Source organism: Pantoea alhagi (assembly GCF_002101395.1).
GTDB classification, from domain to species: Bacteria; Pseudomonadota; Gammaproteobacteria; order Enterobacterales; family Enterobacteriaceae; genus Mixta; species Mixta alhagi.
The window spans coordinates 1,097,550-1,119,612 of record NZ_CP019706.1 but is presented as its reverse complement, the minus strand read 5'-3'; the positions used below and the strand labels follow the sequence as shown (position 1 = coordinate 1,119,612).

Here is a 22,063-nt window from a genome sequence, read left to right as displayed (position 1 = left end):
AAAAGAAAACAGGGCGCTGGCGCGCCCCGTGAATCAATTGCGTGGCGTGCGCTCACCACGCAGCAGACCGGACGCATTTTCTGAATAATCACGCGGGATCTGCACCGGTGCCTGATCGTTATCCGCTTCCGCTTCGGTAAGCTGATAAGAGAACGGGTTTTTCTCACCCGGCAGGTCAGGCAGCAGATCGTTAGAACCTTTCGCCATATGCTGATAAAGCTGACGATAATCACGCGCCATGTTATCCAGTAGCTCTGCGCTATGAGCAAAGTGATTGGTCAACTCTTCGCGGTAATCCGCCAGCTCCGCTTTGGATTTCTCCAGTTCATACTGCAGGCTGCGCTGCTCGCGCAATTTCTTATTACCAAAACGCATGGCGACAGCGCCGATAATAATGCCAACAACTAAACCAATTAGCCCGTATTCCCAGGTCATAATGACTCCCGTATTGTCCTCGTTGTTCCGTAGGGCGTTCCACTTCAATAGTAGCCACTATAACCGTTAATCTAATGGAAGTGGAATCCTGCGGCAGCATCGCTTAGTGTAGAACGAACTTTTTTTCGACAAACAGGCAGTTGCCTGACATTTTTTAGGGAAGCAGGATCAAGAATGCAAACGATGTCTCCGCTGGCGCGTTATCAGCAGGCGCTGGATAAAGGTGAATATCAGCCTGATGAAGTTCAGCATACGGCGATAAGCCGCCTGGATGCGATTCAGCAGGCGCTTATCGCCCGTCAACCTTCAGAGCAGCAACCCATTTCAGGCTGGCGCGGCAAGCTCAATAAGCTGCTGGGAAAAGAGAAAAACAGTCATCAGCCGCCGGTGCGCGGCCTCTATATGTGGGGCGGCGTCGGGCGCGGCAAAACCTGGGTGATGGATCTCTTTTTTCAGTCTATTCCTGGCGAGCGCAAGCTGCGGCTTCATTTTCATCGTTTCATGCTGCGGGTGCATGAAGAGTTAACCGCGCTGCAGGGCGAAAGCGATCCGCTGGAAATTGTGGCGGACCGCTTTAAAGCCCAGGCGGATGTGCTCTGTTTCGATGAGTTTTTTGTCTCTGATATTACGGATGCCATGCTGCTGGGCACCCTGATGGAAGCCCTGTTTGCCCGTGGCATTACTCTGGTCGCCACCTCCAATATCCCGCCTGATGAGCTCTACCGCAACGGCCTGCAGCGCGCGCGCTTTTTACCTGCTATTGAGCAGATCAAGCAGCATTGCGAAATCATGAACGTCGATGCAGGCATCGATTACCGCCTGCGTACGTTAACGTCAGCGCATCTCTGGATGTCGCCGTTAAGTGAAGAAACGCGTCAGGCAATGAGCCGCATGTTTATCGCGCTGACAGGGCAGGCTGCCGAAGAGCGGCCGGTGCTGGAAATCAATCACCGTCAGTTACCGACGCAGGGCGTGGAAAAGGGCGTACTGGCGATCGACTTCGCCACGCTGTGCGGAGAAGGGCGCAGCCAGCATGATTACATTGAACTTTCGCGGCGTTTTCATAGCGTGCTACTGCTGGATGTCCCGGTTATGCAGGCGCGCAGCGAAGACCGTGCGCGGCGTTTTCTGGCGTTAGTGGATGAGTTTTACGAACGGCACGTAAAGCTGGTGGTTTCCGCTGAGGCGTCGCTGTTTGATATTTATCAGGGCGAGCGGCTGAAATTCGAGTATCAGCGCTGCCTGTCGCGTCTGCAGGAGATGCAAAGCGAAGAGTATTTGCGCTTAAAGCATCTCACCTGAGCCTGGCGCTTTTTTTGTTGAAAAGTGATCGATCTTTGGCGGCGACTTCTCTATAATCTTGCGACCCCACGTTACGGCAAAGTTTTTTTTCCCAGAAACTTTGTAGCACCGGCAAAACTGTCCGAGGGGGTGGCTTGCTGGTCGATAAGGTCGTGTGAGCCTCAACCGTTTATTCAAGCGTTTGGGATTTCACCAACGTGTAACTTAATTTGGGTAAGCTTTTAGATGAAAACTTTTACAGCTAAGCCAGAAACCGTCCAACGTGACTGGTATGTCGTTGACGCGACGGGCAAAACTTTAGGTCGTTTAGCGACTGAACTGGCTCGCCGTCTGCGTGGCAAGCATAAAGCGGAATACACTCCGCACGTTGATACTGGTGATTACATCATCGTTCTGAACGCAGAAAAAGTTGCCGTAACCGGTAACAAGCGTAGCGATAAGATCTATTACCATCACACCGGTCATATCGGTGGTATCAAGCAAGCGACCTTCGAAGAGATGATTGCTCGCCGTCCTGAGCGCGTAATTGAAATCGCGGTTAAAGGTATGCTGCCGAAGGGCCCGCTGGGTCGTGCTATGTACCGTAAACTGAAAGTTTACGCGGGCAACGAGCACAACCATGCGGCACAGCAACCGCAAGTTCTTGACATTTAATCGGGATTACAGGCAATGGCTGAGAATCAAAACTACGGCACTGGTCGCCGCAAAAGCTCTTCCGCTCGCGTCTTTATCAAGCCGGGTAGCGGTAACATCGTTATCAACCAGCGTTCTCTGGAACAGTACTTCGGTCGTGAAACTGCCCGCATGGTAGTTCGTCAGCCGCTGGAACTGCTGGATCTGGTTGGTAAATTCGATCTCTACATCACCGTTAAAGGTGGTGGTATCTCTGGTCAGGCTGGTGCGATCCGTCACGGTATCACCCGCGCTCTGATGGAGTACGACGAGTCCCTGCGTGGCGAACTGCGTAAAGCTGGCTTCGTTACTCGTGATGCTCGTGAAGTTGAACGTAAGAAAGTCGGCCTGCGTAAAGCACGTCGTCGTCCGCAGTTCTCCAAACGTTAATTGTTTCTGCTTCGGCAGCAACAGTTACAAAAAACCCGGCGCTTTGCGCTGGGTTTTTTTATGCGTAAAAAGCCGTAAAACAGAGGTAAATCCCGCCTTTTTACCGGCAATTCTTTTTGCCCATCCCCACAAGCTGCCTAAAATCTGGTAAACTGACTGTCACTTTGCGCCCGTTAAACGGAGAGCGTCCTGACAGGAAAGGATTGGCGTCGCTCCGCTGCGGGTGGTTTCGTCAAGCAGGTTAGTCGCCGCGCGGTTGGCTATTCGCACTGTATTCTGGATAAACTTGGAGGTTTTCATGGCTGTCGCTGCCAACAAACGTTCGGTAATGACGCTGTTTTCTGGTCCGACTGACATTTTCAGCCATCAGGTGCGTATCGTACTGGCAGAAAAAGGTGTCAGCGTTGAGATCGAGCAGGTTGAAATGGATAATCTGCCGCAGGATCTGATTGACCTCAACCCGTATCGTACCGTACCTACGCTGGTCGATCGTGAGCTGACGCTGTATCAATCACGCATCATTATGGAATACCTCGACGAGCGCTTCCCGCATCCACCGCTGATGCCTGTTTATCCGGTTGCACGTGGTGAAAGCCGTCTGATGATGCATCGTATTGAGCAAGACTGGTACAGCCTGATGCGCACTATCGAAATCGGCTCCGCTCAGCAGGCGGAAACGGCACGTAAGCAGCTGCGTGAAGAGCTGCTGGCGATTGCGCCACTGTTTACGCGCACGCCTTTCTTCCTGAGCGAAGAGTTCAGCCTGGTCGACTGCTATCTGGCTCCGCTGCTGTGGCGTTTACCGCTGCTTGGCGTGGAACTGGTGGGCAGCGGAACGAAAGAACTTAAAGGCTATATGACGCGCGTATTTGAGCGTGACTCTTTCCTCGCTTCGCTGACCGAAGCAGAACGCGAAATGCGCCTGCAAGCCCGGGGCTAACGGCTATGGAAATGTCTCAGCTTACCGCTCGCCGTCCTTACCTGCTGCGCGCTTTTTATGAGTGGCTGTTGGACAACCAGCTCACGCCGCATTTAGTGGTGGATATCAATCTGCCTGGCGTGTTAGTGCCGCTTGAGTATGCACGCGATGGACAGATTGTATTGAACATCGCGCCGCGTGCTGTCGGCAATCTGGAGCTGGGTAATGATGAGGTGCGCTTTAACGCGCGCTTCGGCGGCGTTCCTCGCCAGGTTAGCGTGCCTATTGCGGCAGTGCTGGCTATCTATGCGCGTGAGAATGGCGCTGGCACCATGTTTGAGCCAGAGCCCGCTTATGAGCTGCAGGATATGGATGAGCTGTCTCAGGGACAGGAAGAGACGGTCATGTCCGTGATTGACGGCGACCGTCCTGATGATGCCGAACCCGAAGGCGATAATCCTGATGACGATCCGCCGCCACGCGGTGGCCGTCCTGCATTACGCGTCGTTAAATAAAAATAAAAAGCCCGCCAATAATCAGGCGGGCTTTTTTTATTGGGCTGTCCGGTCAAACTTCAAGATAGTTCATAATCCCTTCAGCAGCTTTACGCCCTTCAGCAATCGCAGTCACCACTAAGTCAGAGCCGCGTACCGCATCACCGCCAGCAAAAATTTTCGGGTTAGTGGTCTGGAAAGCATTTTCTTCTGCTTCCGGCGCAATGATTCGGCCCTGTGCGTCAAGCTCGACGCTAAACTGCTCCAGCCATTCCATTTTATGCGGACGGAAGCCAAAGGCGACGACTACCGCGTCGGCGGGCAGAATATGCTCAGAACCGGCAACAATTTCAGCACGACGACGGCCTTGCGCATCGGGCTGGCCCATTTCAGTGCGGGCAACCCTGACGCCACAGACGCGACCGTTACCGTTTATCTCCACGCCTAACGGCTGCAGATTGAACTGGAATTCCACACCTTCTTCACGCGCGTTTTTAACTTCCCGACGTGAGCCCGGCATGTTCTCTTCATCCCGGCGATAGGCGCAGGTTACGTGCGTAGCGCCCTGACGAATAGAGGTGCGTACGCAGTCCATCGCCGTATCGCCGCCGCCCAATACCACCACGCGTTTGCCTTGCATATTGATATAAGGTTGCTCAGCCAGCTCGTCAAAGCCCATGATTTGACGCGTATTGGCGATCAGGAACGGCAGGGCATCGTACACGCCCGGCGCATCTTCATTTTCCAGTCCACCACGCATTGACTGATAGGTGCCAACGCCCAGGAACACCGCATCAAAATCACTGATCAGATCGCTTAGCTGAACATCACGGCCAACTTCAGTATTCAGCTGAAACTCAATGCCCATCTCGGTAAACATTGTACGGCGACGCGTCATAACCTCTTTTTCCAGCTTGAAAGCCGGGATACCAAAGGTGAGCAGGCCGCCGATTTCCGGATGACGATCGTAAACCACCGCTTTGACGCCATTGCGGGTTAAGACATCAGCGCAGGCCAGGCCAGCCGGACCCGCACCGATGATCGCTACGCGTTTACCGGTGGGCTTAACGTGCGACAAATCGGGACGCCAGCCCATCTCCATCGCTTTGTCATTGATATAACGCTCAATGTTGCCGATGGTGACAGCGCCAAACTCATCGTTAAGCGTACAGGAGCCTTCGCACAGGCGATCCTGCGGGCAAACACGCCCACATACTTCAGGCAGACTATTTGTCTGGTGCGATAGCTCAGCCGCTTCGATAATTCTTCCCTCATTGGCCAGCTTAAGCCAGTTCGGGATGTAGTTGTGTACCGGACATTTCCATTCGCAGTAGGGGTTACCGCATGACAAACAGCGATCCGCCTGGGCTTTCGCCTGGCTTCCCGAAAAAGGTTCGTAGATTTCTACAAACTCAATTTTACGGATCTTGAGCGGTTTTTTCGGCGGATCAACGCGCTGCAAGTCGATAAACTGATAAACGTTTTGGCTCATTGATTACCTCTTACTGCGCCTGCACCCGCAGCTCGGCTGCGGAACGACTGCGATGCCCCAACAAGGCTTTGACATCACTGGATTTTGGTTTGACCAGCGCAAACCGGGAAGCCCACTCCGGCCAGTTAGCCAGGATCTCTTCGCCGCGCGCCGATCCGGTATACTGAACATGCTCGGTGATTAAACCACGCAGATGCTCTTCATGAATCGCCAGCTCGTCCACATTCAGCACTTCTACCAGCTCCGGGTTAACCCGTTTGCGGAATTCGCCATCTTCATCCAGTACGTAGGCAAAACCACCGGTCATCCCTGCGCCAAAGTTGACGCCGGTTTTACCCAGGATGCAAACAATGCCGCCGGTCATATATTCACAGCCGTTATCGCCGATGCCTTCTACCACAGTAATCGCACCTGAGTTACGCACGGCGAAACGTTCGCCTGCGCGGCCTGCCGCAAACAATTTACCGCCGGTCGCGCCATACAGGCAGGTATTGCCGGCAATGGTGGCTTCGTGGCTGCGGAATGCTGAACCCACTGGCGGACGGATAGCCAGTGTGCCGCCAGCCATCCCTTTGCCCACATAGTCATTGGCGTCGCCGGTAAGGATCTGCTCAACGCCGCCGGCGTTCCATACGCCAAAACTTTGTCCTGCTGTGCCGCTGTAGTGCACTCGGATTGGATCGGCTGCCAGTCCCTGATCGCCATGGATTGCGGCGATAGCGCCGGAGAGCGTCGCGCCAACGGAGCGATCGGTATTGCGAATGTCAAACCAGAAAGTTTTGCTCTGCTTCGCTTCTACGTAAGGCATCGCCTGTTGCAATAGCGCTTTGTTAAGGTCGCCATTATCAAACGGCGGGTTACTGCTTTCAGTGCAGTACACCGCTTTACCCGGCATCGGCGTAGCCGTTACCAGCAATGAAGAGAGATCCAGGTTCTGCTGTTTCGCTGTGAAGCCTTCCAGCACGGTTAACAGGTCAGTGCGGCCAATCAGATCCACCAGCCGTTTAACACCCAGCTCCGCCATAATTTCCCGCGTTTCCTGTGCGATAAACTGGAAGTAATTGGTTACGCGATACGGCAGACCGTGGTAATGATTCTTACGCAGCTTTTCATCCTGGGTTGCCACACCGGTTGCACAGTTATTCAGATGGCAAATACGCAGATATTTACAGCCGAGCGCCACCATAGGGCCGGTGCCAAAGCCAAAGCTCTCTGCACCGAGAATCGCCGCTTTGATGATATCGCGCCCGGTTTTCAGACCGCCATCAACCTGCAGACGGATCTTATGGCGCAGGCCGTTGGCCACCAGCGCCTGCTGCGTTTCCACCAGCCCCAGTTCCCATGGGCAGCCAGCATACTTCACCGAGCTGAGCGGGCTGGCACCGGTACCGCCATCATAGCCAGCGATAGTGATCAAATCGGCATAGGCTTTTGCCACGCCGGTAGCGATCGTTCCCACGCCCGGTTCTGAAACCAGCTTCACGGAAATCATCGCCTTCGGGTTAACCTGCTTCAGATCGAAAATCAGCTGCGCCAAATCTTCAATCGAGTAGATATCATGATGCGGCGGCGGTGAAATCAGGGTCACGCCCGGTACGGAATAACGCAGCTTAGCGATATAAGGTGTCACCTTATCGCCCGGCAGCTGTCCACCTTCGCCAGGTTTCGCGCCCTGCGCCACTTTGATCTGGATAACATCTGCGTTAACCAGATAAGCGGGCGTAACGCCAAAGCGGCCGGAAGCAACCTGTTTGATGCGCGACACTTTATTGGTTCCGTAACGCGCCGGATCTTCACCGCCTTCGCCGGAGTTAGAGTAGCCGCCCAGGCTGTTCATCGCCTCAGCCAGCGATTCATGGGCTTCCGGGCTCAGCGCGCCAATGGACATCGCAGCGGTATCAAAACGCTTGTAGAGTTCGCTGGCAGGCTCAACCTCATCCAGCCTTACCGGCTGGGTGCCTGGCTGGATCGCCAGCAGATCGCGCAGCGTAGCGACCGGACGCTCGTTTACCTCGCGGGCATAGAGCTGGTAATCGCTATATTCTCCACTCTGCACCGCTTTTTGCAGCGTTGCCACCACGTCGGGGTTATACGCATGGTACTCCCCGCCATGCACATATTTCAGCAGACCGCCCTGTTCCAGCGGCTTGCGCTGAAGCCAGGCGCGTTTTGCCAGATTAATTAGATCCTGCTGGAAATCCGCGAAGCTGGCGCCATTGATACGGCTAACCACGCCCTGGAAGCAGAGCGAAGAGACTTCTTTATGCAGGCCAACCGCTTCAAACAGCCTGGAGCAGCGGTAAGAGGCGATGGTTGAGATGCCCATTTTGGACATGATCTTATACAGGCCTTTGTTGATACCGTTACGGTAGTTCAACATCAGCGTACGGTAATCTTTCTCAATCACGCCGCTATCCGCCATTTTCGCCAGTGATTCATAGGCAAGGTAAGGGTAGATAGCGGTCGCGCCGAATCCCAGCAGTACGGCGAAGTGATGCGGATCGCGCGCGCTGGCGGTTTCGACAATGATATTGGCATCGCAGCGCAGGTTTTTCTCAACCAGGCGCGCCTGAATCGCCCCCACCGTCATCGGTGCCGGCACCGGCAGACGATCTTCTGCAATAGCCCGATCGGAGAGCACCAGCAGTACGGTACCGTTACGCACCATGCTTTCAGCCCGATCGCAAAGCTGATGCATCGTCGCTTCCAGCGTTTGCTCTGCGGGATTAAAGGTGCAGTCAAGCGTATCGGCGCGATAGTATTCGCCTTCCATCGTTGTCAACTGACGGAAGTCGGAATAGAGCAGGATAGGCGACTTAAACGAGACGCGATGTGCCTGGCCTTCCGCTTCGCAGAAGACATTCATCTCGCGACCGATGCTGGTCGCCAGCGACATAACATGATTTTCACGCAGCGGATCGATCGGCGGGTTAGTGACCTGTGCGAACTGCTGGCGGAAATAGTCATAAATAATGCGTGGACGGCTGGAAAGCACGGCGAACGGGGTATCATCGCCCATTGAGCCCACCGCTTCCTGACCGTTTTCACCCAGCACGCGAATAATCTGATCCAACTCTTCGCTGCTGTAGGCGAACTGTTTCTGGTAAGTGGCAAGCGTGGTGTCATCCAGCTCGCGGCGGCCAACCTGATCGTCAGGCAGATCCTCAAACGGGATCAGGCGCTTAACGTTTTTCTCCATCCATGACTGGTAGGGATGACGGCTTTTCAGGTCGTTATCGGTTTCGGCGGAGTGCAGAATACGGCCCGCTCGGGTATCGATAACCATCAGTTCGCCGGGCCCAACGCGGCCTTTTTCCAGCACCTCATCTGGCTGATAATCCCAGATACCGACTTCAGAGGCGCAGGTGATCAGCTTATCTTTGGTGATCACATAGCGCGCCGGCCGCAGACCGTTACGGTCGAGGTTACAGGCTGCATAGCGACCATCAGACATTACAATGCCGGCCGGGCCGTCCCACGGTTCCATATGCATGGAGTTAAAGTCAAAAAAGGCGCGCAGCTCAGGATCCATATTTGGATTATTTTGCCAGGCAGGCGGCACCAGCAGACGCATCGCGCGGATCAGATCCATCCCGCCATTCAGGAACAGTTCCAGCATATTATCCATGGAGCTGGAGTCAGAGCCGGTTTCATTCACAAACGGTGAGGCATCCTGCAAATCGGGGATCAGCGGCGTCTGGAATTTATAGGCGCGTGCGCGTGCCCACTGCCGGTTACCGGCAATGGTATTAATTTCACCGTTATGCGCCATATAGCGGAACGGCTGCGCCAGCGGCCAGCGCGGCACGGTATTCGTGGAAAAGCGCTGATGGAACAGGCAGATGGCCGATTCCATGCGCAGATCCGCCAGGTCAAGGTAGAAGCGCGGCAGGTCCGCCGGCATACAGAGACCTTTATAGATATTGACCTGGTTGGAGAAGCTGCAAATATAGAACTCTTTATCGCCCAGCGCTTCGATACGCTTTTCAATACGACGACGCGCCATATACAGGCGGCGTTCCATATCACGTGGACGCCAGCCAGCGGGGGCGTTAATAAAAATTTGCTCAATGCGCGGCAGAGAGGAGAGGGCGATTTCGCCCAACACGTCCTGATTGGTTGGCACTTCGCGCCAGCCAACAATCGATAAGGTTTCGCGCAGCACTTCTTCTTCGACAATGCGACGGCTGGCGCGGGCTTGCTCATCGTCCTTGCTCAGGAACAGCATGCCGACCGCGTAATTTTTGGCTAAGCGCCAGTTCTGTTCTTCCGCAATGATGCGGAAAAAACGATCGGGCTTTTGTAATAGCAGGCCACAGCCGTCACCGGTTTTGCCATCAGCAAGAATTGCGCCGCGGTGCTGCATGCGAGCCAGGGCGTGAATCGCGGTGCGCACTACTTTATGGCTGGGTTCGCCTTCAATATGAGCGATCAGGCCGAAACCACAGTTATCCTTTTCAAGGGATTTATCGTACAACATTTCAGTGAACCTCCCCAGGCTCTGCGGATTCCCGGCGCCGACGGCGGGCGTAGAAAGGGCGGGCGGCAGGATTGCGCATCATACGCTACCGGTCGCGTGCTCCCATTCATGGCCTCAGGCATCGGTGTCACAAGTATTGCGGACTTGTTTCAGAGGGAATCTCAATTACTGCATAAATATGATGAGTGGAACACTCATCCGAAAAGCTTCCAGCGGATTTCCAACTTATCGGGAAAGCGCAAAGAGGTCAAATAGCGTTCTTGCTTGTGCTTTTTTACGGTTTTTTAGATTAAGCTATTGTTAAATATGGTTTTTAACGGGGTTTTGGTGGCAGACGGCAACGGTATCTATACCCGCATAGTGTGAGCTGTCTCACTATAGTGCAGTGGCCAAATCTCTGCACCATGCTAGTGCTGGCGCGTATTGCAGCATTATCTGCTATTAAATCCCCATGAACTGCAGGATGCATCTGTTTTTCTTATGGCGTCTTTTTTGTATAAAGCACGGCGGAGTTATAAGAAAAATTAATCAAGCGAATAGTGACTAAATAGCTGCTTAATTTGAATGATTATTCGTTAAGGTAATGGAAGGACAAAGACATTGCGCAGGCATTGCCTTGAAAAGCATCAGATGTCGGGAAATAAACCTGTTATCAACAGGGCCCTTCAATGTATGCGAGTTAATAAAATAGTCAATGCTTTTGACCCGCTAACCTTCTTTACTGGCTAAAACGGGTTTATTTGCACTTTAATAGTGCAGCTTCGGCTATTTCTCTGTTAAAGACGCGTTTGAGCTTGTCACGTCCCGTTGACATTAAAGTGGGGTATGATGGAAAAAGAGACCCCAAAGGAAGCTGATATGAAACAAATTCGTCTGTTGGCGCAATATTATGTCGATTTAATGGTAAAGCTGGGGCTGATTCGCTTTTCCCTGCTGTTAGCCTCGGCGCTGGTGGTACTGGCAATGGTAGTGCAGATGGCGGTCACCATGCTGCTGCGCGGCCATGTTGAAAGTATTGATATGGTGCGCTCCGTGTTCTTTGGGCTGCTGATTACGCCGTGGGCCGTCTATTTTTTGTCGGTTGTTGTTGAACAACTGGAAGAGTCGCGACAGCGGCTTTCGCGGCTGGTAGAGAAGCTGGAAGAGATGCGCCATCGCGATCTGGAGCTTAATCAGCAGATGAAGGAGACCATTAGCCAGCTCAATCAGGAGATTACCGACCGTATTAAAGCGGAAGAGGCGCGTTTGCTGGTAGTGGATAAGTTAAAAGAGGAGATGGCGCGTCGCGAGCAGGCGCAAATCGAACTGGAGCAACAATCATCTTTCCTGAGATCCTTTCTGGATGCCTCACCGGATCTGGTTTTTTACCGCAATATCGATCAGCAATTTTCCGGCTGTAACCGGGCAATGGAGCTGCTAACAGGAAAAAGTGAAAAACAGTTGATCGGCCTGACGCCAAAAGATGTTTACGATGAAGAAGCCGCGACAAAAGTGCTGGAAACGGATGAAAAAGTTTTCCGGCATAACGTTTCGCTAACCTATGAGCAGTGGCTGCAATATCCCGACGGACGCAAAGCCTGCTTTGAGATCCGTAAAGTGCCTTATTACGACCGCGTAGGCAAACGCAGCGGCCTGATGGGTTTTGGTCGCGATATTACCGAGCGTAAGCGCTATCAGGACGCGCTGGAGAACGCCAGCCGTGAGAAGACCACTTTTATCTCAACCATCAGCCACGAGCTGCGTACGCCGCTTAACGGCATTGTTGGCCTCAGCCGTATTTTGCTGGATACCGAGCTGAATCAGGAACAGCTTAAATATCTCAAAACCATTCATGTTTCTGCGATAACGCTGGGCAATATTTTTAATGATGTGATCGAGATGGATAAGATCGAGCGCCGTAAGGTACAGCTGGATAATCAGCCGCTCGATTTTACCGGCTTTCTTGCAGATTTAGAGAATTTATCCGGCCTGCTGGCCCAGCCGAAAGGATTGAAGTTTGTCCTGCAACCTCAGCTGCCGCTGCCTCATAAAATCGTCGCCGACGGCACACGCCTGCGTCAGATCCTGTGGAACCTGATTGGTAACGCGGTGAAATTCACTCAACAGGGTGAGATTATCGTGCGGGTTGCCTATGAGGCAGAGAAACTACGCTTTGAAGTGGAAGATTCCGGGATGGGGATCCCGCTTGATGAGCAGGATAAAATCTTTGCGATGTATTATCAGGTTAAAGACCAGCTCGGCGGCAAACCCGCTACCGGCACCGGTATCGGCCTTGCGGTATCCCGACGTTTAGCGCAGGCCATGGGCGGGGATATCACCGTGCGCAGCCAGCCAGGCGAAGGAGCGTGCTTTACGGTGACGCTAAACGCGCCGCAAATCGCTGAAGAGGTAGAAGATGAGATGCTGGCCGACGAGATGCCGCTGCCTGCGCTACATGTGCTGCTGGTTGAGGATATTGAGTTAAACGTTGTCGTTGCGCGTTCTGTACTGGAGAAGCTGGGGAATAGCGTTGAGGTCGCCATGACCGGACAGGCGGCGCTGGATATGTTTGATCCCGATGAATTTGATCTGGTGTTACTGGATATTCAGCTACCGGATATGACGGGTTTGGATGTGGCGCGCGCCATTCATCAGCGCTTTAGCGGGCAGAGCCTGCCGCCGCTGATCGCGCTGACGGCCAATGTCCTGAAAGACAAAAAAGAGTATCTGGATGCGGGCATGGATGACGTACTCAGTAAACCGCTGGCGGTGCCGGCATTAACGGCAATGATCAAAAAGTTTTGGGACTATCAGGAGAGCGCTCCGATCGAGCCGCACGCTCAACTGGATGAAAAGAAACTGGCGTTACTTGACCTGCCAATGCTGGAGCAATATGCCGAGCTGGTCGGCCCGTCACTTATTACCCGCAGCCTTGATATGTTTGAGCAGCTGTTGCCCGGCTATCTGGCGGTGCTGGATTCCAACATGATGGCGCGCGATCAAAAGGGAATTGCTGAGGAAGGGCATAAAATCAAAGGCGCTGCGGGCTCGGTTGGCTTACAGCACCTACAGCAGCTAGCGAAGCAAATTCAGAGTCCGGAACTGCCAGCATGGTGGGATAACGTGCAGGAATGGATCGACGAGCTCAAACAAGAATGGCGGCATGATGTGGCCGTATTGCGGGAATGGATTGAACAACAGGAAGCAGGACGCTGAAAAAAATGACCCCGGCTTGTGCCGGGGTGCGCGAATACTGCGCCAACACCAGGGAAAAGGTTGCTCACGCCATTTCTTTGAAGAGTTCACAAGCGGCACAAGCATGGTATTGGTTAACGCTTTGACACACCTTAGCAAATCTCAACGTATCTGTTAAATGATTCATTAAAATATGTGATGTGCGCCAGCGTTCATATACAGAAAACATTAATTTACTGACACAGTCAAGCAAGGAATTAACTGAAGCCCTATATTGGCGTCAGTTTAAGCTTTTGTAAAGGTTTTCATTACAAAAATCTTTTCGCTTTGAGAAGCTGTAGCTCGCCTCCTGTTTTTTAACTGTTCTTCGTACCGGGTCAGCATAACATTTGTCATTAAAGCCTTAATATTACTAAATTTTAGTGGATAATTTTTTAGGCCGGAACTGGCTGAAGAAAAGTAGCGGCTACCCCTTTAAGTGGCCTGGTTGTTTACTGGTGGTGGAAACGCATACAACAGGGGATAAAAGGCATTTAAAAAATGAAAATCAGTAACTGGCAAGAGGATGAAAGAGAAGATTACTTCAATTAATTTTGCCATTTTCATCTTTTAGGTGTTGGATTATCGTTCTGTTTATAAATTATTTGAATGTTTTTCCTTATGGGTGTTCAGCGGTATGTTTGAGTAAAACTGCGTTAAACAACAAATAGACTAAACTTTGGAACCGATTCCGCTGACAGGGAAACCATTGATGTAGGAAGAATTTTACAAATTCTAAAGTTGTGATTCAGAAAATTGAATCAATAAAGGCCATTTTTTATCAGCTTTTTTGCCCTTGATTGCCACACAAAAAAAGTCAGTAACAACCGTGATTAATAAGTTATAAAACCAGTAATGGAAGAGAGAAATGAGGAAAAATAAAGGGGGGTTCTTAAGCATGACTCGGCGCTGGCTGGCGCGAACAGTCCTGCTTGTTGGGGGGCTTTGGCTGGCCGGGATTGCGCTTTTTGCCTTTTTGCCGGTACCGTTTTCAGCCGTGATGGCAGAGCGGCAGGTTTCTGCATGGCTAACGGGGGATTTCGCATGGGTGGCACATTCTGACTGGGTTTCCAGAGATGAGATATCTCCCTGGTTACCGCTGGCGGTGATTGCCGCTGAGGATCAAAAATTCCCGGTTCACTGGGGATTTGATGTCGAAGCCATTGAGTCGGTACTCGATAACCAGAACGGCCGGCTGCGTGGCGCCTCTACATTGACGCAGCAAACGGCAAAAAATTTGTTTCTGTGGGATGGGCGCAGCTGGCTGCGTAAAGGCCTGGAAGCAGGTTTAACACTGGGGCTGGAAGGCGTATGGAGCAAGAGACGTATTCTGACGGTCTATCTGAATATTGCTGAGTTTGGCGACGGAATCTTTGGTGTTGAAGCCGCTGCGCAGCGCTATTTTCATAAGCCCGCCAGCAGGCTGACTATGTCAGAAGCGGCGCTTTTGGCTGCGGTACTGCCCAACCCGCTGCGCTTTCGCGCCGATGCGCCTTCAGGCTATGTACGGCAGCGTCAGGCGTGGATTATGCGCCAGATGAGCCAGCTGGGCGGCATGGGCTTTATCCGGCAGCATAATCTGTAGAGGCACGCTTACTCTTCGTCGAAGCCGGCTTCAAACAGCTCGATTACCGCCGCCAGCGCCTGCTGTTCTTGCGGGCCGCTGGCTTCAATTTCTATATGACCGCCTTTTGCCGAGTCGAGCATCAACAGCGCAATGACGCTGCTGGCCTCGGCTTCGGTGCCTGTCTCATTGCGTAACAGCACTTCAGCATCAAAACTTTGCACCAGTTCAAACAGCTTCATGGCCGGGCGCGCATGCATGCCCAGCTTATTCTTGATTTCAACGGTTTGTCTGACGGTCATGATTTACGTTTTTCCAGCGTACGATGACGGGACTGAACATTTTTACCGCGTGAACGGAAGTAATCGGCCAATTGTTCGGCAATATAAACGGAACGGTGCTTACCGCCGGTACAACCAATGGCGACAGTTAAATAGCTGCGATTATTGGTCTCCAGCATGGGCAGCCACAGCTCCAGATAGCTGCGCGTCTGATAAATAAAGTTATGTACTTCCGTATGGCGATCGAGGAAGGCCGCTACCGGGCGATCGAGGCCGGTCATTGGACGCAGCTTGGGATCCCAGTGAGGGTTCGGCAGAAAACGCACGTCAAACACATAGTCGGCATCGATAGGAATACCATGCTTATAGCCGAACGATTCAAACACCATCGTCAGTTCGCGTTCACGTTTGCCCAGCAGGCGGGTACGCAGCATTTCTGCCAGTTCATGCACGGACATTTCGGAAGTATCAACAATCAGATCGGCACGTGAGCGCAACGGTTCTAAAAGATCGTTCTCTTCATCAATGGCGCTTTCCAGCGATAAGTTTTTACTGGAAAGCGGATGCAGACGGCGGGTGTCACTATAGCGGCGGATCAGGGTGTTACGATCGGCGTCCAGAAACAGCAGCTGAGGTGAAAAGCTGTTGGGCAGGCCGGTTAAGGCTTTTTCCAGCACGTCCGGTGATTCCGGCATGTTGCGGACATCAATACTGACCGCCGCAGAAATATTGCGCGCGGCCAGCGAGCTTGCCAGATCGGGCAGTAACGTTACCGGCAGGTTATCTACACAGTAAAAACCCATATCTTCCAGCGCGCGTAACGCGACAGATTTCCCTGAGCCTGAACGACCGCTGACGATCATCAGCACCATTAAGTTATCTCCCCATTTAACCCGTGAATACCGGGCTGTCCCGGTACGGGCAAAAGTGCAAGCTGACTATTTAGTGATTTTCTTCTGGCATCGCGGCGATGATTTCATATAACTCTTCATCACTTTGCGCAGCCCGCAGACGACGGCAAACGGTTTTGTCAGCCAGTCGCTTTGCTACCAGCGAAAGGGTATGTAGATGTGTTTTACATTGATCCGCCGGCACCAGCAAGGCAAAGAGCAAATCCACCGGCTGGTTATCAATGGCATCAAAAGCGATAGGCTGATCGAGACGGATAAAAACGCCGACCGCGCGTAGCGTATCCTCCTCCAGCTTGCCGTGCGGGATCGCAATACCGTTCCCGATACCGGTACTGCCCATGCGTTCGCGCGTCAGAATAGCTTCAAAAACCGTCTGATGGGGCAGGTTAAGCTGTTTGGCAGCCAGTTCACTGATGATTTCCAGTGCCCGCTTTTTGCTCTGGCAATGCACGCCGCTGCGGGTACAGTCAAGGCTAAGTACAGAGCTGAGTTCCAGTGAGAGTTCGTTGTTCATCATAGTTTCACTTGCGTGTTCACATTTACTGGCACATCACGCTACTTTACGCGTCTTGCGACGAGAACAGCAGCAAAAACTTCGCCAGCCGGCGTGAATGGAAAAACGGGGCGAAAAAGCTCGCCCCCGGTCTGTGCATGTTACCGTATCCGGCAACCTGACGGCCTGTTTTTCCTTAAGCCGCGAGGTGATTAGTGTTGTTTTAACTTATCTTTATGCTTGGTTAGCTGGCGCGCCAGCTTATCGATTAAACCATCGATCGCCGCATACATATCACTGGCTTCAGACGTTGCGTGCAGTTCGCCGCCGCTGACATGCAGCGTCGCTTCCGCTATCTGCTGCACTCTTTCTACCTTTAGCACAATATGAACCTGGGTTATCCGGTCAGAATATTGGGCCAGTTTGGCAAATTTGGTGTTCACAAACTCACGTAAAGCGGTCGTGATTTCAACGTGTTGCCCGGTAATATTGAGTTGCATAGCGTCTTCCTTCTCAGTGATGATCAAACCAATTGCTTACGCTGGTTTGATGGCGGGATGGATAAAGACTCGCGATACTTCGCGACGGTACGGCGCGCCACCATAATGCCTTGTTCAGACAACAGGGTAGTGAGCTTGCTGTCGCTCAGCGGTTTGGCGGGGTTTTCCGCCGAGATTAGCTTTTTCACCAGCGCGCGAATGGCAGTTGATGAGGCTTCGCCCCCGCCTTCGGTATTAACATGGCTGGAAAAAAAGTATTTCAGTTCAAAAATGCCGCGTGGGCTGTGCAGATATTTTTGAGTGGTAACGCGGGAAATGGTCGACTCATGCATATCAACGGCCTGGGCAATATCCGCCAGCACCATCGGGCGCATAAACTCTTCACCCTGCTCAAAAAAAGCCTGCTGTTGTTCCACAATGCAACGCGTCACTTTGAGCAGCGTATCATTACGGCTTTCCAGGCTTTTAATCAGCCATTTCGCATCCTGTAAATTGGTGCGAATAAACTGGTTATCGCTGTCGCTACGCGCCGAATTGCCCAGCGCGGCGTATTGCTGATTGATCTGCAGGCGCGGCACGCTGTCGCTGTTTAACTCAACCGTCCAGCGATTGCCTGTTTTACGCACCAGCACATCAGGGATGACATATTCCGGTTCGCGGGTGTTAACTGACTGGCCGGGTCGTGGATCCAGTGACTGAATCAGCGCCAGCGCCGTTTTCAGCACTTCTTCTTTCAAACGCGTCACGCGCATCAGACTGCGGAAATCATGGTTGGCCAGCAGATCGAGGTATTGATCGACAATCAGCTGCGCCTCGGCCAGAAAGGGCGTATCGCGCGCAAATTGTGAAAGCTGTACCAGCAGACAATCACGCAGGTTACGTGCGCCCACCCCAACCGGATCGAAACGCTGGACTCGCTTCAGAACCGCTTCAACCTCATCCAGCGCCACATCCTCGTCGCCAAGGCTGTCGCGGATATCATCCAGCGTAACGGTAAGGTAGCCGGTATCGTCAATGGCATCGACGATCGAGGTGGCAATCGCGCGGTCGGTATCGCTAAACGGCGTTAGCTCTACCTGCCACATCAGGTAATCCTGCAAGGTTTGGGTGGTTTCGCCCTGATAAACCGGTAGTTCATCATCGCGATAGTCATTGCCGGTGCCTGAGGGCGTACCGGCCGTATAGATCTCATCCCAGGTTGCATCAAGCGGCAACTCTTCCGGCATATCCTTTTGCTCAAGCGCCTCACGCGTATCAAGCGCTTCGCTTTCAGCATATTCGAGAGAATCTACTTCCTCATGGATATCGGTCTGCTCAAGCAACGGATTACTCTCCAGCGCCAGCTGTATCTCCTGTTGAAGTTCCAGCGTAGAAAGCTGCAGCAAACGGATTGCCTGCTGTAGCTGCGGAGTCATTGCAAGCTGTTGACTGAGTCTGAGTTGCAAACCTTGCTTCATATTCAGAATAAAGATTCCTGATAAAACACCGTCATAACTGACACCATATCAGAGTCTGAACTCTTCACCCAAATAGACACGTTTTACTTGCTCATCGGCCAGGATAGCTTCCGGCGTTCCGTGCGCGATTAAATGGCCCTGGCTAACGATATAAGCGCGTTCGCAGACGGCCAGCGTTTCACGGACGTTGTGGTCCGTGATCAGGACGCCAAGCCCGCTGTCGCGCAGATGCTCAATGATTTTTTTAATATCAATCACAGATATGGGATCGACGCCGGCAAAAGGCTCATCCAGCAGAATAAATTTGGGATTTGCCGCCAGCGCTCGGGCAATTTCAACACGACGGCGCTCGCCGCCTGACAGCGCCTGGCCGAGGCTATCGCGCAGATGCGCAATATGGAACTCTTCCATCAGCTCTTTGGCGCGATCTTCACGCTGCTCGGTGGTGAGATCTTCCCGTATCTGCAGCACCGCCATCAGGTTGTCATAAACGCTCAGACGACGGAAAATAGAGGCTTCCTGTGGCAGATAGCCAATCCCGCGTCGGGCGCGAGCGTGCAGCGGCAGAATACTGATATCTTCATCATCAATAACGATGCGGCCTGCATCACGCGGCACAATACCAACGACCATATAAAACGTTGTGGTTTTGCCGGCCCCGTTTGGACCGAGCAGGCCAACGATCTCGCCTGATTTAACCTGCAGGCTGACATCTTCCACCACGCGGCGGCCTTTATAGGCTTTTGCCAGATTTTCAGCGATTAGTGTTGCCATAGGGATCAGCGGCTCTTCTGTTGGCTAGTGGATGAGGAGGCGGGTTTATCCTGCAACTGCGAAGGAACCAGCACCGTGGTGACGCGTTTGTTATCGCCTTCACTCCAGGCCTGCATCTTCTGCTCTTTAACCAGATAGGTAATGCGATCGCCTTTCACGTTGCTGTCCAGCTGCTCAATATAAGCATTGCCGGTAAGCTCAACGAAATCCTTCGCCAGCTCATAGCGCATCTTTGCCGCATGGCCTTTTACCGGTTTGCCATCGTCCTGTAGCTGATAAAAAGTGGCCGGATTGCCATAGGCGTCGACCACGGTTTTTTTGCTGTCGCCGCCGGGACGTGTAACCACCACTTTATCTGCGGTAATTTTTATCGAACCCTGAGTAACGATAACGTTGCCGGTAAAGGTCGCGACATTGCCCTGCATATCCAGCGCCTGATTGGCCGAATTGATGTTAACCGGCTTTTCAGAGTCGCCGGTTAAGGCAAAAGCCGGAACGCTGGCGGCCAGCAGGGTACTGATAAGCAGTAGTTTAAGGCTGTTGTTGTGCATTGATTTCATAATTTGTTTTGACCTTTTCAATCAGCTCGGCCGTTTTCGTCCGTAAATTACCGCGCATCTTCATACCAGTGGAGTTAAAGCTGCGGCCATAAAGAGTGACCTGGTCATCAGACATCACATCCTGCGTAACCAGATTCACCTGCGCATTATCGGTTTTGATCCGCTCAATCTGGGTATCTTTAGCCAGGCTATTGACCTCAACGTGACCGTAAAGATAAAGCATGCGATCTTTCGTCAGTTTGGCCTTGTCGGCCCGTACTGACCAGGCAGGGATCTTGTTTTCGTCATAAGTGGTCATCAGCGGCCTGTCAAACCAACTGATTTCATCGGCGGAAAAGTAGGTCACCTTATCCGACACCAGCTTGTAGCTCAGGCTGCCGGTTGGGTTATATACCACGGTACTGGAATTCGCGCTGGTATAGGTCGGTTCCCGATCGTTTGTTTCCACCTGACCCTGTTCATCTTCGTTACCGGCAAGATTCCAGCCGATCAAGATAATGGCAATCAACGCCAACAATAGCGTTATCCAACGCCTGGTTTTACTCATACCGATTGCCCTTTGGCATCATCAAACTTATCCTGGGCGATCAAAATCAGATCGCAGACTTCGCGTACCGCGCCGCGCCCACCGGCAATACGGGTCACATAGTTGGCGCGCCCCAGCAGCAGCGGGTGAGCATCAGCTACGGCGATACTTAAACCCACTTTGGCCATCACCGGCCAGTCAATCAAATCGTCGCCGACGTAGGCGACCTGATTGGGGGCTAACGACAGTTTATCCAGAAGTTCCCTGAAGGCCAAAAGCTTATCAGACTGCCCCTGGTAAAGATGTGTAATGCCCAGCGTCTGGCAACGATCTTCCAGCAGTTTGGCCCGGCGGCCGGTGATAATCGCCACCTCAATGTCGGAGGTCAGCAGGCAGCGAATGCCATAACCATCACGAACGTTAAACGCTTTTAGCTCTTCGCCGCTATTGCCCATATAAATCAGGCCATCGGACATTACGCCATCAACATCGCAGATCAACAGGCGAATCTCGCTGGCGCGTTGTATTACGTCCTGGCTTACCTCGCCGTAGCAGGTTTCCACGACGTTTTTTTCTTGCGTCATTCTTGTTTCCATCCGGTTTATACTACGCCTGCGCGCAGCATGTCATGCATATGAACAACACCAATAAGCTGGTCGCCGTCGGCAACCATGACGGCAGTGATATGCTTACTTTGCATCAGGTTCAGAGCGTCAACCGCTAGCATATTGGGGCGTACGCGAATGCCGCCCGGCGTCATCACGCTGGCGATAGACGCTTTTTGAAAATCGATGCCCATATCAAAAACGCGGCGTAAATCACCGTCGGTAAAAATGCCCTGAATATGCATTAAATCGTCTACGATTGCCGTCATACCCAGATTTTTGCGTGTAATTTCCAGCAGTGCATCGCGTAGCGAGGCTTCGCGGGTAACGTGGGGAATTTCATCGCCGGTGTGCATAATATCACTGACGCGCAGCAACAGTTTGCGTCCCAGCGCGCCGCCAGGGTGAGAAAGAGCGAAGTCCTGGGCGGTAAAGCCGCGCGCCTTCAGCAGGGCAACCGCCAGCGCATCGCCCATCACCAGCGTTGCCGTAGTGCTGGAGGTCGGTGCCAGGCCCAACGGACACGCTTCGTGCGGCACTTTAACACACAGATGAAGATCTGCTGCACGCGCCATGCTGCTTTCCGGGCGGCTGGTGATGCAAATCAGCGGCACTTTAAGCCGTTTTAACACCGGGATCAGCGCCTGGATTTCGCTTGATTCGCCGGAGTTGGAAATAGCGATCACGATGTCGTTGCTGGTGACCATCCCTAAATCGCCATGGCTGGCTTCGGCGGGATGCACAAAAAAGGCGGGTGTGCCGGTACTGGCGAAGGTGGCCGCCATTTTTTTGCCAATATGCCCCGATTTACCCATCCCCATTACCACGACTTTTCCCTGGCACCAGAACATCATTTCGCAGGCGCGGGTAAAATCATCGTTGATGTATTGATCGAGCTGTTCCAGCCCCTGGCGTTCAATATCAAGTACTTCTTTACCGGCCTGTTGGAAATCGAATCCCGGCTCGGGCATGATGTGCGTCATTGATGTTCAGTC

General features: G+C 52.6%; 20 protein-coding genes. 7 read left to right on the top strand and 13 right to left on the bottom strand.

Annotation, left to right across the window (positions count from 1 at the left end):
• Positions 1 to 33: 33 nt before the first annotated feature.
• Positions 34 to 435 carry a Z-ring associated protein ZapG gene (zapG, locus tag B1H58_RS05195; RefSeq protein WP_085068359.1) on the bottom strand — a complete coding sequence of 134 codons (402 nt, stop codon included), beginning with the start codon at positions 433 to 435 and terminating at the stop codon, positions 34 to 36.
• Positions 436 to 609: 174 nt separating this feature from the next.
• Between zapG and zapE the strand changes: the two genes are divergently transcribed.
• From zapE to sspB, 5 genes are all read left to right on the top strand, one after another.
• Complete coding sequence (gene zapE, locus B1H58_RS05190; RefSeq protein ID WP_085068357.1) at positions 610 to 1,737, top strand: cell division protein ZapE; 1,128 nt, start codon at positions 610 to 612, stop codon at positions 1,735 to 1,737.
• Between the two features lie 225 nt (positions 1,738 to 1,962).
• Positions 1,963 to 2,391, top strand: a complete 429-nt coding sequence (gene rplM / locus B1H58_RS05185; RefSeq protein WP_006121722.1) for a 50S ribosomal protein L13 — start codon at positions 1,963 to 1,965, stop codon at positions 2,389 to 2,391.
• 15 nt (positions 2,392 to 2,406) lie between these two features.
• Positions 2,407 to 2,799 (top strand): 30S ribosomal protein S9, encoded by a 393-nt coding sequence (gene rpsI / locus B1H58_RS05180; protein WP_085068355.1) that lies wholly within the window; start codon positions 2,407 to 2,409, stop codon positions 2,797 to 2,799.
• A gap of 298 nt (positions 2,800 to 3,097) precedes the next feature.
• Positions 3,098 to 3,739 carry a stringent starvation protein SspA gene (gene sspA / locus B1H58_RS05175; RefSeq protein WP_085068353.1) on the top strand — a complete coding sequence of 214 codons (642 nt, stop codon included), beginning with the start codon at positions 3,098 to 3,100 and terminating at the stop codon, positions 3,737 to 3,739.
• 5 nt (positions 3,740 to 3,744) lie between these two features.
• Positions 3,745 to 4,233, top strand: coding sequence for a ClpXP protease specificity-enhancing factor (sspB, locus tag B1H58_RS05170; protein WP_085068351.1), 489 nt, complete (start codon positions 3,745 to 3,747; stop codon positions 4,231 to 4,233).
• Positions 4,234 to 4,285: 52 nt separating this feature from the next.
• Here sspB and B1H58_RS05165 read toward each other — a convergent pair whose 3' ends face one another.
• Together B1H58_RS05165 and gltB are read right to left on the bottom strand one after the other, a co-directional pair.
• The gene (locus B1H58_RS05165; protein WP_085068349.1) at positions 4,286 to 5,704 is read right to left on the bottom strand and encodes a glutamate synthase small subunit; all 1,419 of its coding nucleotides are present in this window, start codon (positions 5,702 to 5,704) and stop codon (positions 4,286 to 4,288) included.
• Positions 5,705 to 5,714: 10 nt separating this feature from the next.
• Positions 5,715 to 10,184, bottom strand: coding sequence for a glutamate synthase large subunit (gene gltB, locus B1H58_RS05160; RefSeq protein ID WP_085068347.1), 4,470 nt, complete (start codon positions 10,182 to 10,184; stop codon positions 5,715 to 5,717).
• A gap of 858 nt (positions 10,185 to 11,042) precedes the next feature.
• On the opposite strand from gltB, the gene arcB reads away from it, so the two are divergent.
• Positions 11,043 to 13,379: an aerobic respiration two-component sensor histidine kinase ArcB gene (gene arcB / locus B1H58_RS05155; RefSeq protein WP_085068345.1), complete on the top strand. Its 2,337-nt coding sequence runs from the start codon at positions 11,043 to 11,045 to the stop codon at positions 13,377 to 13,379.
• 916 nt (positions 13,380 to 14,295) lie between these two features.
• A complete protein-coding gene (mtgA, locus tag B1H58_RS05150) occupies positions 14,296 to 14,982 on the top strand; it encodes a monofunctional biosynthetic peptidoglycan transglycosylase (protein WP_237172453.1) in 687 nt (228 codons plus the stop codon).
• Positions 14,983 to 14,990: 8 nt separating this feature from the next.
• On the opposite strand, the gene npr is transcribed toward mtgA, so the two are convergent.
• The 10 genes from npr to kdsD form a co-directional block, all read right to left on the bottom strand.
• A complete protein-coding gene (gene npr / locus B1H58_RS05145) occupies positions 14,991 to 15,263 on the bottom strand; it encodes a PTS phosphocarrier protein NPr (protein ID WP_085068341.1) in 273 nt (90 codons plus the stop codon).
• A complete protein-coding gene (gene rapZ / locus B1H58_RS05140; protein ID WP_085068339.1) occupies positions 15,260 to 16,114 on the bottom strand; it encodes an RNase adapter RapZ in 855 nt (284 codons plus the stop codon). Before rapZ ends, npr begins: the two co-directional genes overlap by 4 nt.
• A gap of 70 nt (positions 16,115 to 16,184) precedes the next feature.
• Positions 16,185 to 16,667: a PTS IIA-like nitrogen regulatory protein PtsN gene (ptsN, locus tag B1H58_RS05135; protein WP_208615348.1), complete on the bottom strand. Its 483-nt coding sequence runs from the start codon at positions 16,665 to 16,667 to the stop codon at positions 16,185 to 16,187.
• Between the two features lie 191 nt (positions 16,668 to 16,858).
• Entirely contained in the window at positions 16,859 to 17,146 is a 288-nt protein-coding gene (gene hpf, locus B1H58_RS05130; protein ID WP_085068335.1) for a ribosome hibernation promoting factor, read from the bottom strand.
• A gap of 23 nt (positions 17,147 to 17,169) precedes the next feature.
• Positions 17,170 to 18,603 (bottom strand): RNA polymerase factor sigma-54, encoded by a 1,434-nt coding sequence (gene rpoN, locus B1H58_RS05125; protein WP_085068333.1) that lies wholly within the window; start codon positions 18,601 to 18,603, stop codon positions 17,170 to 17,172.
• Positions 18,604 to 18,651: 48 nt separating this feature from the next.
• On the bottom strand, positions 18,652 to 19,377 hold the full coding sequence (gene lptB, locus B1H58_RS05120; RefSeq protein ID WP_085068332.1) for an LPS export ABC transporter ATP-binding protein: 726 nt from the start codon (positions 19,375 to 19,377) through the stop codon (positions 18,652 to 18,654).
• A gap of 5 nt (positions 19,378 to 19,382) precedes the next feature.
• Positions 19,383 to 19,928 carry a lipopolysaccharide ABC transporter substrate-binding protein LptA gene (gene lptA, locus B1H58_RS05115; RefSeq protein WP_418304148.1) on the bottom strand — a complete coding sequence of 182 codons (546 nt, stop codon included), beginning with the start codon at positions 19,926 to 19,928 and terminating at the stop codon, positions 19,383 to 19,385.
• Positions 19,909 to 20,484, bottom strand: a complete 576-nt coding sequence (gene lptC, locus B1H58_RS05110; protein WP_085068328.1) for an LPS export ABC transporter periplasmic protein LptC — start codon at positions 20,482 to 20,484, stop codon at positions 19,909 to 19,911. The genes lptA and lptC overlap by 20 nt, the downstream gene beginning before the upstream one ends.
• Entirely contained in the window at positions 20,481 to 21,047 is a 567-nt protein-coding gene (gene kdsC / locus B1H58_RS05105; RefSeq protein ID WP_085068325.1) for a 3-deoxy-manno-octulosonate-8-phosphatase KdsC, read from the bottom strand. The genes lptC and kdsC overlap by 4 nt, the downstream gene beginning before the upstream one ends.
• A 17-nt stretch (positions 21,048 to 21,064) precedes the next feature.
• Positions 21,065 to 22,051: an arabinose-5-phosphate isomerase KdsD gene (kdsD, locus tag B1H58_RS05100; RefSeq protein WP_085068322.1), complete on the bottom strand. Its 987-nt coding sequence runs from the start codon at positions 22,049 to 22,051 to the stop codon at positions 21,065 to 21,067.
• Positions 22,052 to 22,063: the final 12 nt, after the last annotated feature.